The following is a 12,822-nucleotide window of genomic DNA, read 5'->3' on the forward strand; positions in this document are numbered from 1 at the left end:
GCTGCTTTCATGGACTTCTTCACGCTGGCGATCATTGTCTTCATCGCAATCTACCTGCTCAAGACGCAGCAACAGCGCCGGCATACCCTGCTGCTGGCCCAGTATCTGGGGCGATTCCAGATCGAGAAGCTGATGGGCGGCCTGATCGAAGGCTATCTGCGCGTCCTGGGTGAGAGCGACGAGCAGCGCCGTGCCCAGATCTGGACCGTGCTGGACAACACCGAGGCCAACCTGGCCGAGCAGTTCCAGCGCTTTGCCAAGGAGATGGCCACGGCCGATCCGCAGCTCACGCGCGTGAGCACGCTGCCCGTGGCGCTGCCCTATCTGGACCGGCTCTTTCCCTCGTCGTCCTTCGATCTGCGCGACGCCATGCAGCTGCATGCGCGCGGCATTGCCTCCGTGCGCGTGGCCGACAGCCGCAACGAGGACGAACGCCGTGCGCGCGCCTTCACGATGACGGCCGAGCTGTTGCTCATGCAGTACACCTGTCATTGGTTTTGCAAATCGCGCGCCGTGGCATCCCTGCGGCTGGTCGCACGGCACAAGACGCCCTTCGAGCAAGTGCTTGCTTCGGTGACGGATCAGACACGGCGCGACTACAGGCAGCTGATCGCCTGATCACTCCCGCTGTGGCGGGGCGCCATGCCCCGCCATGCACAGCCCAGGCTGCGATTGACGCAGTGCGCCTTGCTGTCAAAAATGAACGCCATGACACAAGTGCTGAGCTCCATCGAGGCGCGGCTGGCGTCTCTCCCTGTCCCCGTGGCCGTGATCCTGCCCTCCGGCCAGCGCGCTGGTCCTGCGGATGCGCAGGTGGTGCTGCATTTCCAGACCATGTCGGCCATGGCCAGCCTGGCGGCCGGGCAGATAGGGACACTGGGCAGTGCCATCGTGGAAGGGCTGGTGCGCATCGATGGCCGCATGCGCGACGTGATGGCGGTGGCCGCCAGCCTGCTGCAGTCCGATCCGGTGCGTGGCACATCGCACTGGTGGGGGCATGCCATGGCCCGCATGCGCTCCATGGCCGCGCACACGCTGGCGCGCGACGCCCAGCAGATCCAGTTCCACTACGACATCTCCGACGACTTCTACGGCCTGTGGCTGGACCCGCGCCGCGTCTATTCCTGCGCCTACTTCCGCGATCCGCAGATGACGCTGGCCCAGGCCCAGGAGGCCAAGCTGGACCACATCTGCCGCAAGCTGGACCTGCGGCCCGGCGAGCGCTTCCTGGACATCGGCGCGGGCTGGGGCGCGTTGCTGGTGTGGGCGGCCGAGCACTACGGCGTCACGGCCACGGGCATCACGCTCTCGCACAACCAGCACCGCTACGTGCAGCAGCTGATTGCCGAGCGCGGCCTGCAGGGCAAGGTGGACATGCAACTGCTGGACTACCGCGCGCTGGCGCCCGGCCAGCCCTTCGACAAGATAGGCTCGGTGGGCATGTTCGAGCATGTGGGCCAGGCCCAACTGCCCGAGTACTTCCAGACCGTGCACCGCCTGCTGCGCCCGGGCGGCATGGCGCTGATCCACGGCATCACGGCGGGCGGCGTGGACAACACCGAGCTGGGCGCGGGCATGGGCGAGTTCATCGACCGCTACATCTTCCCCGGCGGCGAGCTGATGCATGTGAGCCGCGTGCTGCACGACATGGGCCACAGCGGGCTGGAAATGGTGGACACGGAGAACCTGCGGCCCCACTACGCACGCACGCTGTGGAACTGGTCCGACGCACTGGAAGCCCGGCTGCCGCAGGCACAGCGTATCCTTGAGCAGCATGCCGATGCCGAAGGTGCCGCCAAGGTGCTGCGCGCCTACCGGCTCTATCTGGCGGGTTGCGCCATGGGATTCGAGCGCGGCTGGATCGCCCTGCACCAGATGCTGTGCACGCATCCCGATGGACGGCTCCAGTCGGGACCCATGGTGGGGGCTCAATCGGACTATGCTTTCAACCGCGAGTACATGTACCGCTGAGTGCATGACACGCCACACAGAAAAAGGATAGCCATGCTCTACAAGTTCAAGTCCCGTGCCACGGCCGACGTCATCATGCTCGAATCCAACGGCCGCCAGGTCCTGGAGATCGTCGGCAAGACGCCCGGCGCCAGCGGCATCATCACGGTGCAGCAGATTCCCGCGGCCATCGAGGCGCTGGAGGCCGCCGTCGCCGACGACGACGCCCGCCGCAAGGCCAGCCATGAAGACGAGTCGCAGGACGGCGAGCAGGACAGCGCCGCAGCGGGCGCGCGCGACGCCGTCAGCCTGCGCCAGCGCGCCGCGCCCATGATCGACATGCTGCGACGCAGCGCCGCCGAGAACAGCGACGTCACCTGGTAAGCCGGCGGCCCCACCGGCCCCGTCAGGCGTTGATGCCCTTCATGCCTTCCTCCGTATAGCGCTGCCCGGCCACGGGCAGCTCGTCGCTGGCGCGCCGCAGCTCGTCCAGCTCGGCGGGGGTCAGTGCCACGGACAGCGCGCCCAGGTTGTCCTGCAGATGGGCGATGCGCCGGGTGCCCGGAATGGGCACCACGTCAGGCCCCTGGGCCAGCAGCCAGGCCAGGGCGATCTGCGCGGGCGTGCAGCCCTTGCGCTGCGCCAGGGCCGAGACGGCGCCCACCAGGGCCTGGTTGGTGTCGATGTTGCCAGGCTGAAAGCGCGGCAGGCTGGCGCGGAAATCGCCCTGCTCGAAGGCCGTGCCTGCATGGAAGCGCCCCGTGAGAAAGCCGCGCCCCAGCGGCGAATAGGCCACCAGCCCCACGCCCAGCTCGCGGCAGGCGGGCAGCACCTCGTCCTCCACCTCGCGCGTCCACAGCGAATACTCGGTCTGCACCGCCGCCACCGGGTGCACGGCATGGGCTCGTCGCAGCGTGGCCGCGCTGACTTCGCACAGGCCGATGCGGGCGATCTTGCCCTCCTGCACCAGCTGCGCCAGGCCTTGCATGGTCTCTTCGATGGGGCGCGTGGCATCGACGCGGTGCACGTAGTACAGGTCGATGCGCTCCACGCCCAGGCGCCGCAGCGAGTCCTCGCAGCTTTGCCGTGCGTACTGCGCGCTGTTGTCGATGCTGCGCCGGTACTCGCCGGCCTTGCGCACGATGCCGAACTTGGTGGCGATCTTCACGCGCGGGCGGCGCGTGGCCAGGAAGCGGCCGATCAGCTCCTCGTTGTGGTGCGGCCCGTAGACATCGGCCGTGTCCAGGAAGTCGATGCCGGACTCCACGGCATGGTCCAGCGCCTGCAGCGCCAGGGCGTCGTCGCGCGGACCATAGAACTCGCTCATGCCCATGCAGCCCAGGCCCAGGGCGGATACCTGCAGATCGTGGCCGAGTTTGCGTTGTTGCATTGCATATCCTCTTGCTGAAACAAGGGGCCAGTATGGTTTTCCGAAGCGGCCTTGCCTACTGACAAAATCGCGCTTTGATCTTCCATTTTCGGAAAGCATTTCCGAAAAATATTCCCGAAAACAAAGGAGCATTCCATTGCAGTGGGACGACGCCCGCATCTTCCTGGCCATTGCCCGCGCCGGCAGCCTGAGCGGTGCCTCGGCCGCGCTGGGGCTGGGCGTGGCCACGGTCTCGCGCCGGCTGGACCGGCTGGAGTCCGCGCTGTCCATGCCGCTGTTCAGCCGCCACCAGAGCGGCTATCGGCTCACGGCCGACGGCCAGGCGTTGCTGGCCCCGGCCGAGGCGCTGGAGCAGGCGGCCCAGGCCCTGGGCGATGCCGCGCAAAGCCAGGCGCAGGTCGCCGGCGTGGTGCGGCTGGCCACGGCCGAGAACCTGGCCAACCCGCTGATCGCGCCCTCGCTGGTCCCTCTGTTCGCCCGCCACCCGGGTCTGCGCGTGCAGCTGGTCAGCGGAGTGCAGACGCTGAACCTGCACCGGCGCGACGCCGACCTGGCCGTGCGCATGACCCAGCCCGAGGCCGGCCACCTCACGATACGGCGCCTGGGCACGCTGGGCTTCGGCCTGTATGGATCGGCCGGCTATGTGCAAGGCCGCGCAGGCGGAAACGGAAGCGCGGGCACCCACGGCTCGGACCCGTTCGAGGGCGATGCCTTCATCGGCTGGGACGACAGCCATGCCCACCTGCCCGCCGCACGCTGGATGGCGCGCGCCCTGCACGGGCGGCCCTGCCGGCTGGAGACCAACACCCTGTCCGCGCAGCTGGCCGCGGCCCAGGCGGGCCTGGGCCTGGCCGTGCTGCCGCATTTCCTGGCGCGGCAGGCGGGGCTGGTCTGCGTGGAGCCGCAGCTGGGCGCCGACCAGCCGATCTGGCTTGCCATGCATGCCGACCTGGCCCATTCGCGGCGCGTGCGTGCCGTGGCCGACCACCTCATTGAACTGTTCGAGCGGCGGCATGCCGAACTCGAAGGCCCGGCCTGAGCCGCAGCAGCGGCCGCGCGCCGTGTTAAACACGCACGCAGATTGCGAGAAAGAAAGGACTTCCATGCACCGCCTCCGTCATTCCTCCCGATTCCTGCCCTGGCTGGGCGCGCTGGCCGCCACACTGGCACTGGCCGCATGCGCCGACAGGCCCAAGGCGCCCACCGGCCCGCAGGCGCCCCCGGGAGCGGCGGCTGCCGTGTATTCGCTGCTGTTTCTGGACAACGCCTCCAACCTCGGCCCCAAGGCGGCGGCCTACTGCATAGGCAACGGCCGGGGCTGGGCGCTGCTGGACCCCGATGCGGGCACGCTGGCCTTGCTCAGCGGCCAAAGCCATGTGCGGCCGGCTTCGGCCTGCGACGTGGGCAAGGGCGGCGAGCAGGTGCTGGACCGGGCCAGCGGCCGGCCGGCGCTGATGTTCGGCGTCGAGCTTGTGCACTGCACGGCCTCGGGATCGCAATGCCTGATGCGCGGCAGCTACTACGAAGGTCCGGGCAACACGCAGAGCAACCTCTACAACGCAAGCCAGCGCGGCGGCAGCTGGCAGGCCGTGATGGCGCTGCGCGGGCCGGCGCCCTGAGCCTGCACCGCTGCTGTCGCGCGGCTCCCGCCAACGAAAAAGCCCGGCCGAAGCCGGGCTTGATCGTGGTTGCAACCGGGCGATCCGTCGCGGTGGTGGTCCTCGGGATCAGTCGGCGTAGGTGCCGGCTGCCTTGATGACCTTGCCCCACTTCTCGATCTCGGCCTGGACGAACTTCTTGTGGCCTTCGGGCTCGATGCGGCCGTCGCTGGCGATCACGGCGCCCAGGGCTTCCTGGCGCTTGATGAACTCGGGGTCCTTCAGGGCGGCCTTCATGGCCTCGTTGACCTTCTTGACGATGTCGGCCGGCGTGCCCTTGGGCGCGTACAGGCCGTGCCAGATGGTGACCTGGAAGTCGGGCACGCCCACTTCGGCCAGCGTCGGCAGGTCCTTGAGCGCGGGCATGGTCAGGCGCTTGGGCGTGGTCACGGCATAGGCCTGCACCTTCTTGGCCGTGATCTGGCCCGTGGTGTTGGTGGTCTGGTCGCACAACAGGTCCACCTGGTTGCCGATCAGGTCGGCAATCGCGGGGGCGGCGCCCTTGTAGGGCACGGGCGTCATTTCCGTCTTCATGGACGCCTGCAGCATCAGGCCGCACAGGTGGGAGGCGGAACCGATGCCGGCATTGGCCAGGTTGACCTTGCCCTGGTTCTTGCCGATCCAGTCCTTGACCTCGGCGAAGTTCTTGGCCGGCAGGCTGGGGCGGCCGATCAGGGTCATGGGCACGTCGTTGATGATGCCGGCGTACTCGAAGTCGTTGAGCACGTTGAACGACAGCTTGCGGTACAGCGACGGGATCGTGGACATGCCGATGTGGTTGATCAGCAGCGTGTAGCCGTCAGGACGGGCACGTGCGGCCTTGGCCGTGCCGATGGTGCTGCCGGCGCCGTCGGCGTTGTCCACCACGATGGTGGCATTGTTCAACTGCTTGCGCATGGACTCGGCCAGATCGCGGGCCACCTTGTCGGTCGGGCCGCCTGCGGTGAACGGCACGATGAGGGTGATCGTCTTGCCTGCGGCAGGATAGTCCTGCGCGTGGGCGCCAAGGGCTGCACCGGCTGCCAGCGCAATGGCTGCGATCTTGAACAATGCTTTCATAGTGTCTCCAAGTAAATAGCGTGCAAATGATAGGGGGCGATGCGCATTTGCCTTCGAGGGCAAACACGCAAGAGAAACCGAATGCACGAGGAGACGGATTTTAAGAATTGTTTCTATTGCGCCGCAGCAGATTCCCTTGCCATTGATCTAGTGCAAACCCTGGGAGTCTTGACAGGCGTCATGTTTTCAGGGTCTGCGAAGGCCGCTCGGCGGCGAGGCCCCCGTACCCGAGCCTCGGTGGCTACTTGTACGACCTCGCGTCTTCAATGACCTTCCCGTCATTGGGCAGGGTGCCCGGCAGCACCATCTGCACATCGCCGCGCAGCTTGGTGACTTCGCGCACGGCATCGGACAGTTGCTGGGCCAGGCCCGGTGAGGTTTCGCGGGTTTCGACCAGCAGCTGCATCTGGTCGTTGGCCATCTCGCCCGTGACCACCAGCCGCGCGCGCCCCACCTGGGGGAAGCGGCGCACGACGTCGGCAATCTGGCCCGGGTGCACGAACATGCCGCGCACCTTGGTGGTCTGGTCGGCGCGTCCCATCCAGCCCTTGATGCGTGCGTTGGTGCGGCCCGTGGGGCACTGGCCGGGCAGCACGGCAGAGAGGTCGCCCGTGCCGAAGCGGATCAGCGGGTAGTCGGGATTGAATGTGGTGATCACCAGCTCGCCCACCTCGCCGGGGGCCACCGGGTCGCCCGTGCCGGGGCGCACGATCTCGACGATGACCTGCTCGTCCAGCACCAGGCCTTCGCGGGCCTCGGTCTCGTAGGCGATCAGGCCCAGGTCGGCCGTGGCGTAGCACTGGTAGCCCGCGATGCCGCGCTCGGCCAGCCAGTCGCGCAGCGAGGGCGGGAAGGCCTCGCCCGAGACCATGGCCTTGGTCACGGAGGGAATGGGCAGGCCCATCTCCAGGGACTTTTCCACAATGATCTTGAGGAAGCTGGGCGTGCCCACGTAGCCGGCGGGCCGCAGGTCGGCCATGGCCTGCACCTGCTGCTCGGTCTGGCCCGTGCCGCCTGCGAACACCGTGCAGCCCAGCGCATGGGCGCCGCTTTCCATCATCGAGCCCGCGGGCACGAAGTGGTAGCTGAAGCAGTTGTGCACCAGTTCGCCGGGCCGAAAGCCCGAGGCATGCAGCGCGCGCGCCATGCGCCAGTAGTCGGGGCGGCGGCTCTCGGGCTCGTAGATGGGGCCGGGGCTGCAGAACAGGCGCGGCATGGGCTGGCCCAGGCCAATGGCGTTGAAGCCGCCGAAGATCTGCGCGGGCCGCTGCTCGGCCTGGCGCTGCAGCAGCTCGTACTTGCGCGTCACCGGCAGGCGGGCCAGGGCCTCGCGGCTGGTGATCTGCGTGGCATCGACGCCGGCCAGGATCTGGGCGAAGGCGGCAGAGTGTTGCTGCGCATGGGCGATCTGCCGGGGCAGGGCGGACAGCAGCGCCGCTTCGCGTTCGTCAGGGGTGCGCGTCTCCAGCGCGTCGTAGAAGGCACTCATGGCTAGTCCTGTGGAAGAAGGGTCTGGGGCAGGGGCTGGGAAATGTCCGCCGGTCAGGCCAGCCAACGTTTTCTGCGCTTGTAGCTCTTGACGTCCTTGAAGCTTTTCCGCTCGCCGCCGCCCACGCCCAGGTAGAACTCCTTGACGTCCTCATTGCTGGCCAGGTCCGAGGCCGCGCCGTCCATGACGATGCGGCCGCTTTCCATGATGTAGCCGTAGTCCGAATATTTGAGCGCCATGTTGGTGTTCTGCTCGGCCAGCAGGAAGGTGACCTTCTCCTTGCTGTTGAGGTCGCGGACGATGTTGAACACCTCCTCGACGATCTGCGGGGCCAGGCCCATCGAGGGTTCGTCCAGGAGCACCATGCGCGGATTGGCCATCAGCGCGCGGCCGATGGCGCACATCTGCTGCTCGCCGCCCGAGGTGTAGGCGGCCTGCGAGGTGCGGCGCGTCTTCAGGCGCGGAAAGTAGTTGTAGACCTTCTCGAGGTTGGCTGCTATCTCGCCCTTGTCAGTGCGCGTGTAGCTGCCGGTCATGAGGTTTTCCTCGATGGTCAGGTGGGCGAAGCAGTGCCGCCCCTCCATGACCTGGACCACGCCGCGCTGCACCAGCTCGGAGGGCGTGAGGCTTTCGATGCGCTCGCCCTCCAGCTCGATCGTGCCCTTGGTCACCTCGCCACGCTCGCCCTTGAGCAGGTTGGAGATGGCGCGCAGCGTCGTGGTCTTGCCCGCGCCGTTGCCGCCCAGAATGGCCACGATGCTCTCGCGCGGCACCTGGAGCGAAACGCCCTTGAGCACCAGGATCACATGGTTGTAGATGACTTCGATGCCATTGACCACGAGCAGCGGATCGCTGGGGGCCGGGGCGGAGGTGGGTGCGGTGGTCATGGCGTCGTCCATGGGCGTTGATACGAAAGCGGAGTGCGGGGCCGCAACTCTCGAAGCATCTCTGCGCGGGGCATGCCCCAACTCAGGGACACCGAGGAAGGGCCGCCCCGCACCGAGGGTGTCGTCCCCCTCCCCCGCGAAGCGGGTAGAGAGGGGGAAGGCGCGCAAGCGCCTCAGGGGGTGCAAGTTCTAGCTTTTACGTTCTTTTCCTTGGCGTACTTGTCCGCGTACTCCTTGACCAGCGGTTCGACCATGGACTTGTCGGCCTGGTACCAGTCGGAGACCACCTTCCACTTGGCGCCATCCCACTGGGCAATGCGCGACCAGTCGGTGCCCAGGTGGTTGTCGCAGCTGGTCTTGACGGGGCGGATGATCTTGCCGAAGCCCAGCTCGTTGAGGCGCTCCTGCGTGAGGTTCAGGTTTTCCAGGCCCCAGCGCACCTGCTCGGAGGTCATGACCTTGCCCTTGCCGTACTTTTCCTGTGCCGTGCGGATGGCCTCCACCTGCAGCATGGAGATCACCATGCCGCGCGTGTGGGCCATGGCGCCCAGTTCCTTGGCGTCGGTGGCCGTGCCCTGGCCCTTGTCGTAGACCATGGCCTTGACCTCGTCGTGCACCTTGTCGTGCTCGGCCGTGTTGTGGATGGTCACGGTGTTGTAGCCCTTGGCGCCGGCGCCGATGTCCTTCACGTCATGGTCCGAGCCGGCCCACCAGATGGCGTACATCTTCTCGCGCGGGTAGCCGGTGGCCTGCGCCTCGCGCACGGCCGTGGGCGTCATCACGCCGGCCGACCACAGCAGCACGTAGTCGGGGCGCTGCTGGCGGATCTGCAGCCAGGTGGACTTCTGCTCCACGCCGGGCGCCGTCACGGGCAGCAGGGTCAGGTCGAAGCCTTCCTTGGCGGCGCGCTTTTGCAGCAGCGGAATGGGTTCCTTGCCGTAGGGCGAGTCGTGGTAGACCAGGGCGATCTTCTTGCCCTTGAGGCTGCCCTTTTCCTTCTTGAGGATGTCCTGGATGATGGAATCGGCCGCTGTCCAGTAGTTGCCCAGCAGCGGGAAGTTCCACTCGAAGACCTTGCCGTCGGCCGACTGCGACAGGCCATAGCCCGTGGTGATGATGGGCATCTTGTCGCCGGGCGCCTTGTCCGTCACGGCGAACGTGATGCCGGTGGACTGCGGGTCGAACCCGGCAGCGCCGCCGCCCTTGCCCTTCAGGCGCTCATAGCATTCCACGCCCTTGGCCGTGTCGTAGGCCGTCTCGCATTCCTCGTAGGCGATCTTCACGCCATTGATGCCGCCCTTGGCGTTGACCAGCTTGATGTAGTCCTGCTTGCCATCGGCCCATGGAATGCCCAGCGGCGCGAACTGGCCCGTGCGGTAGACCAGCAGCGGCACGAACTGGTCCTGGGCCTGTGCGGCAGGGGCGGCCACGAGAGCGCCGATTCCAGCAGCGACCGTGGCGGCGGCGATGGCGACTTTCTTGAACATCATGACGTTGTCTCCTAGTTGGCTGGGGAAGATTCCCCGGTTATCCGGCACTCTGTGGCGCCCTGTCTCGATACAGATCAACTCAATGCGGGAAGGGCCAGACGCGAAGCTTCTGGCGGGCTGTGGCCCACAGTTTTGCCAGGCCATGCGGCTCCACGATCAGGAAGAACACGATCAGCGCACCGAAGATCATGTGCTCCAGGTAGGTCGCCGTGGCCGTGGACAGCGGCAGGCCCATCCAGTGCGGCACCTGGGTGAGCAGCAGCGGCAGCAGCACGAAGAAGGCCGCGCCGAAGATGCTTCCCACCACCGAACCCAGGCCGCCGATGATGATCATGAACAGCAGCTGCAGCGAGCGGTCCAGGCTGAAGGCCGCGGGCTCCCAGGCGCCCAGGTGAACGAAGCCCCACAGCGCGCCGGCCACGCCGACGATGAAGCTGCTCACGGCAAAGGCGCTGAGCTTGGCGTAGGTCGGGCGGATGCCGATCACGCTGGCGGCCACGTCCATGTCGCGCATGGCCATCCACTCGCGGCCGATGGCGCCGCGCACCAGGTTCTTGGCGGCCAGGCCCAGCACGCACAGGATGCCCAGGCACAGCAGGTACTTCTCCATGGGCGTGTCGATCTTCCAGCCCATGATGGACAGCGGGCCTGCGCTCACCGAGCCCGAGGAAGAGTTGTTCGTCACCCAGGCCGCGCGGCTGGCCAGCCAGTCCACGAAGAACTGGGCGGCCAGCGTGGCCACGGCCAGGTACAGGCCCCGGATGCGCAGGCTGGGCAGGCCGAAGATCACGCCGAAGACCATGGCCAGCACGCCGCCGCCGATCAGGGCCACCAGCAGCGGCATGCCCTCGAAGCGGACCTGCAGGTTGTAGGCCGCGTAGGCGCCCACGGCCATGAAGGCGCCGGTGCCCAGAGAGATCTGGCCGCAGTAGCCGACCAGGATGTTCAGCCCCAGCGCCGCCAGCGACATGATCAGGAAGGGGATCAACACGGCCTGGAAGGTGTAGTCGCTGACGCTGAAGGGAATCACCAGGAAGGCGACGGCCAGCAGCGCCACGATGGCCCAGCGGTCCTGGGCGACGCCGAAGATCTGCTGGTCGGATGCGTAGGTCGTCTTAAATTGACCGTTCTCACGATAAAACATGGTGCAAGTTCTCCGTAACGGTCAAACGCGATCAATGATTTTGTCGCCGAACAGCCCTTGGGGCCGCACGAGCAGGAAGCACAGGGCCAGACCGTAGGCGAACCAGGTCTCGATGCCGCCGCCGACCATGGGGCCCAGGTAGACCTCGGAGAGCTTCTCGCCCACGCCGATGATCAGGCCGCCGATGATGGCGCCGGGCAGCGAGGTCAGGCCGCCCAGGATCACCACGGGCAGGGCCTTCAGGGCCACCAGCGACAGCGAGTACTGCACGCCCAGCTTGGAGCCCCAGATGATGCCCACCACCAGGGCCACGCCGCCGGCCACCGACCAGACGATGACCCAGATGCGCGACAGCGGGATGCCGATGGACTGCGCCGCCTGGTGGTCGTCGGCCACGGCGCGCAGCGCGCGGCCGGTCTTGGTCTTCTGGAAGAACACGCTGAGCGCGGCCACCAGCAGCGCGGCGATGCAGGCCGCGTACAGGTCTTCCTGGCTGAGCAGCACGCCGCCCTGGAACAGGCCCTCGAGGATGAACATGGGGTCCTTGGGCATGCCCACGTTGATGCTGTAGACGGCGCTGCCGAAGATCATCGGGCCCAGGCCGTCGAGCAGGTAGGCGATGCCCAGCGTGGCCATCAAGAGCGTGATGGGCTCCTGGTTGACCAGGTGGCGCAGCGCCAGCCGCTCGATCACCCAGGCCACGACCACCATGATGGCCAGCGACACGCAGATGGCCAGCAGGTTGGTGAACCAGCCCGGCTCCATGCCGATCCACTTCGGGATCCACTCGGAAAAGCGCGCCATGGCCAGGGCCGAGAACAGCACCATCGCGCCCTGGGCGAAGTTGAACACGCCCGAGGCCTTGAAGATCAGCACGAAGCCGATGGCGATCAGCGCGTACAGCGTGCCCACCATGAGGCCGCCGAACAAGGTTTCCAGAAAAAATCCCATGTCAGTCCCCTCAATGGCTGGTGCCAAGGTAAGCGCGGATCACGTCTTCGTTCTGGCGCACCTCGTCGGGTGCGCCGTCGCCGATCTTCTTGCCGTAGTCCAGCACCACGACGCGGTCGCTGATGTCCATGACCACGCCCATGTCGTGCTCGATCAGCACGATGGTGGAGCCGAACTCGTCGTTGACATCGAGGATGAAGCGGCACATGTCCTGCTTTTCCTCCACGTTCATGCCGGCCATGGGCTCGTCCAGCAGCAGCACCTGCGGCTGCATGGCTAGGGCGCGGCCCAGGTCCACGCGCTTTTGCAGGCCGTAGGGCAGCTGGCCCACGGGGGTCTTGCGGTAGGCCTGGATCTCCAGGAAGTCGATGATGTGCTCGACGAACTCGCGGTGGCGGATCTCCTCGCGCTGGGCCGGGCCCAGGCGCAGGGCCTGCATCAGGATGCCGCTTTTGATCTGCAGGTTGCGGCCGGTCATGATGTTGTCGATCACGCTCATGCCCTTGAACAGCGCCAGGTTCTGGAACGTGCGCGCCACGCCCATCTCGGCCACCTGGCGGCTGTTCATGTGGCTGAAGGTCTTGCCCCGGAAGGTGATCGATCCCTCGGACGGCGTGTACACGCCGTTGATGCAGTTGAGCATGGAGCTCTTGCCCGCGCCGTTGGGGCCGATGATGGAGCGGATCTCGTGCTCGCGCACATCGAACGAGATGTCCGTCAGCGCCTTCACCCCGCCGAAGCGCAGGCTGATGTTCTTGATGTCGAGGATGACATCGCCGATCTTCTTGTGGGTCATGTCAGCGG

General features: G+C 66.8%; 13 protein-coding genes. 5 read left to right on the forward strand and 8 right to left on the reverse strand.

Going from position 1 to position 12,822, the window contains the following annotated elements; genetic code table 11:
- Positions 1 to 9 precede the first annotated feature (9 nt).
- The 3 genes from CLV01_RS05970 to CLV01_RS05980 are packed head-to-tail and all read left to right on the forward strand — an operon-like array spanning position 10 to position 2,334.
- A complete protein-coding gene (locus CLV01_RS05970; RefSeq protein ID WP_043825798.1) occupies positions 10 to 618 on the forward strand; it encodes a hypothetical protein in 609 nt (202 codons plus the stop codon).
- Between the two features lie 24 nt (positions 619 to 642).
- Positions 643 to 1,971 (forward strand): class I SAM-dependent methyltransferase, encoded by a 1,329-nt coding sequence (locus CLV01_RS05975; RefSeq protein WP_099734771.1) that lies wholly within the window; start codon positions 643 to 645, stop codon positions 1,969 to 1,971.
- 33 nt (positions 1,972 to 2,004) lie between these two features.
- Positions 2,005 to 2,334: a DUF1840 domain-containing protein gene (locus CLV01_RS05980; RefSeq protein WP_013804357.1), complete on the forward strand. Its 330-nt coding sequence runs from the start codon at positions 2,005 to 2,007 to the stop codon at positions 2,332 to 2,334.
- A 22-nt stretch (positions 2,335 to 2,356) separates the two neighbouring features.
- Here the strand turns inward: CLV01_RS05980 and CLV01_RS05985 are convergent, their stop codons facing one another.
- Complete coding sequence (locus CLV01_RS05985) at positions 2,357 to 3,340, reverse strand: aldo/keto reductase (protein ID WP_099734770.1); 984 nt, start codon at positions 3,338 to 3,340, stop codon at positions 2,357 to 2,359.
- A 136-nt stretch (positions 3,341 to 3,476) separates the two neighbouring features.
- Between CLV01_RS05985 and CLV01_RS05990 the strand changes: the two genes are divergently transcribed.
- Together CLV01_RS05990 and CLV01_RS05995 are read left to right on the forward strand one after the other, a co-directional pair.
- Entirely contained in the window at positions 3,477 to 4,379 is a 903-nt protein-coding gene (locus tag CLV01_RS05990) for a LysR family transcriptional regulator (protein ID WP_013804355.1), read from the forward strand.
- A gap of 64 nt (positions 4,380 to 4,443) precedes the next feature.
- Positions 4,444 to 4,959 (forward strand): hypothetical protein, encoded by a 516-nt coding sequence (locus tag CLV01_RS05995; RefSeq protein WP_088165949.1) that lies wholly within the window; start codon positions 4,444 to 4,446, stop codon positions 4,957 to 4,959.
- A gap of 108 nt (positions 4,960 to 5,067) precedes the next feature.
- Here the strand turns inward: CLV01_RS05995 and CLV01_RS06000 are convergent, their stop codons facing one another.
- The 7 genes from CLV01_RS06000 to CLV01_RS06030 all read right to left on the reverse strand — a co-directional run bounded on the left by CLV01_RS06000 (position 5,068) and on the right by CLV01_RS06030 (position 12,814).
- Positions 5,068 to 6,057 (reverse strand): tripartite tricarboxylate transporter substrate-binding protein, encoded by a 990-nt coding sequence (locus CLV01_RS06000; RefSeq protein ID WP_012203083.1) that lies wholly within the window; start codon positions 6,055 to 6,057, stop codon positions 5,068 to 5,070.
- Positions 6,058 to 6,298: 241 nt separating this feature from the next.
- A complete protein-coding gene (locus CLV01_RS06005) occupies positions 6,299 to 7,546 on the reverse strand; it encodes a phenylacetate--CoA ligase family protein (RefSeq protein WP_099734769.1) in 1,248 nt (415 codons plus the stop codon).
- 53 nt (positions 7,547 to 7,599) lie between these two features.
- A complete protein-coding gene (locus CLV01_RS06010; RefSeq protein ID WP_013804352.1) occupies positions 7,600 to 8,433 on the reverse strand; it encodes an ABC transporter ATP-binding protein in 834 nt (277 codons plus the stop codon).
- 173 nt (positions 8,434 to 8,606) lie between these two features.
- Positions 8,607 to 9,923: an ABC transporter substrate-binding protein gene (locus CLV01_RS06015; RefSeq protein ID WP_013804351.1), complete on the reverse strand. Its 1,317-nt coding sequence runs from the start codon at positions 9,921 to 9,923 to the stop codon at positions 8,607 to 8,609.
- A gap of 79 nt (positions 9,924 to 10,002) precedes the next feature.
- Positions 10,003 to 11,067, reverse strand: a complete 1,065-nt coding sequence (locus tag CLV01_RS06020) for a branched-chain amino acid ABC transporter permease (protein WP_012203087.1) — start codon at positions 11,065 to 11,067, stop codon at positions 10,003 to 10,005.
- A 21-nt stretch (positions 11,068 to 11,088) separates the two neighbouring features.
- Entirely contained in the window at positions 11,089 to 12,018 is a 930-nt protein-coding gene (locus CLV01_RS06025) for a branched-chain amino acid ABC transporter permease (RefSeq protein WP_012203088.1), read from the reverse strand.
- Between the two features lie 10 nt (positions 12,019 to 12,028).
- Positions 12,029 to 12,814 carry an ABC transporter ATP-binding protein gene (locus CLV01_RS06030; protein ID WP_013804350.1) on the reverse strand — a complete coding sequence of 262 codons (786 nt, stop codon included), beginning with the start codon at positions 12,812 to 12,814 and terminating at the stop codon, positions 12,029 to 12,031.
- Positions 12,815 to 12,822: the final 8 nt, after the last annotated feature.

Origin of the sequence: Delftia sp. 60 (assembly GCF_002754395.1) — a bacterium.
In the GTDB taxonomy this organism is placed as follows: domain Bacteria; phylum Pseudomonadota; class Gammaproteobacteria; order Burkholderiales; family Burkholderiaceae_C; genus Comamonas; species Comamonas acidovorans.

Coding starts and splice junctions, on each gene's coding strand:
- CLV01_RS05970 (WP_043825798.1), top strand. CDS start 10: ATGGACTTCTTCACGCTGGCGATCATTGTCTTCATCGCAATCTACCTG.
- CLV01_RS06025 (WP_012203088.1), bottom strand. CDS start 12,018: ATGGGATTTTTTCTGGAAACCTTGTTCGGCGGCCTCATGGTGGGCACG.
- CLV01_RS05980 (WP_013804357.1), top strand. CDS start 2,005: ATGCTCTACAAGTTCAAGTCCCGTGCCACGGCCGACGTCATCATGCTC.
- CLV01_RS05995 (WP_088165949.1), top strand. CDS start 4,444: ATGCACCGCCTCCGTCATTCCTCCCGATTCCTGCCCTGGCTGGGCGCG.
- CLV01_RS06010 (WP_013804352.1), bottom strand. CDS start 8,433: ATGACCACCGCACCCACCTCCGCCCCGGCCCCCAGCGATCCGCTGCTC.
- CLV01_RS06020 (WP_012203087.1), bottom strand. CDS start 11,067: ATGTTTTATCGTGAGAACGGTCAATTTAAGACGACCTACGCATCCGAC.
- CLV01_RS05985 (WP_099734770.1), bottom strand. CDS start 3,340: ATGCAACAACGCAAACTCGGCCACGATCTGCAGGTATCCGCCCTGGGC.
- CLV01_RS06030 (WP_013804350.1), bottom strand. CDS start 12,814: ATGACCCACAAGAAGATCGGCGATGTCATCCTCGACATCAAGAACATC.
- CLV01_RS05975 (WP_099734771.1), top strand. CDS start 643: ATGCCCCGCCATGCACAGCCCAGGCTGCGATTGACGCAGTGCGCCTTG.
- CLV01_RS06005 (WP_099734769.1), bottom strand. CDS start 7,546: ATGAGTGCCTTCTACGACGCGCTGGAGACGCGCACCCCTGACGAACGC.
- CLV01_RS06000 (WP_012203083.1), bottom strand. CDS start 6,057: ATGAAAGCATTGTTCAAGATCGCAGCCATTGCGCTGGCAGCCGGTGCA.
- CLV01_RS06015 (WP_013804351.1), bottom strand. CDS start 9,923: ATGATGTTCAAGAAAGTCGCCATCGCCGCCGCCACGGTCGCTGCTGGA.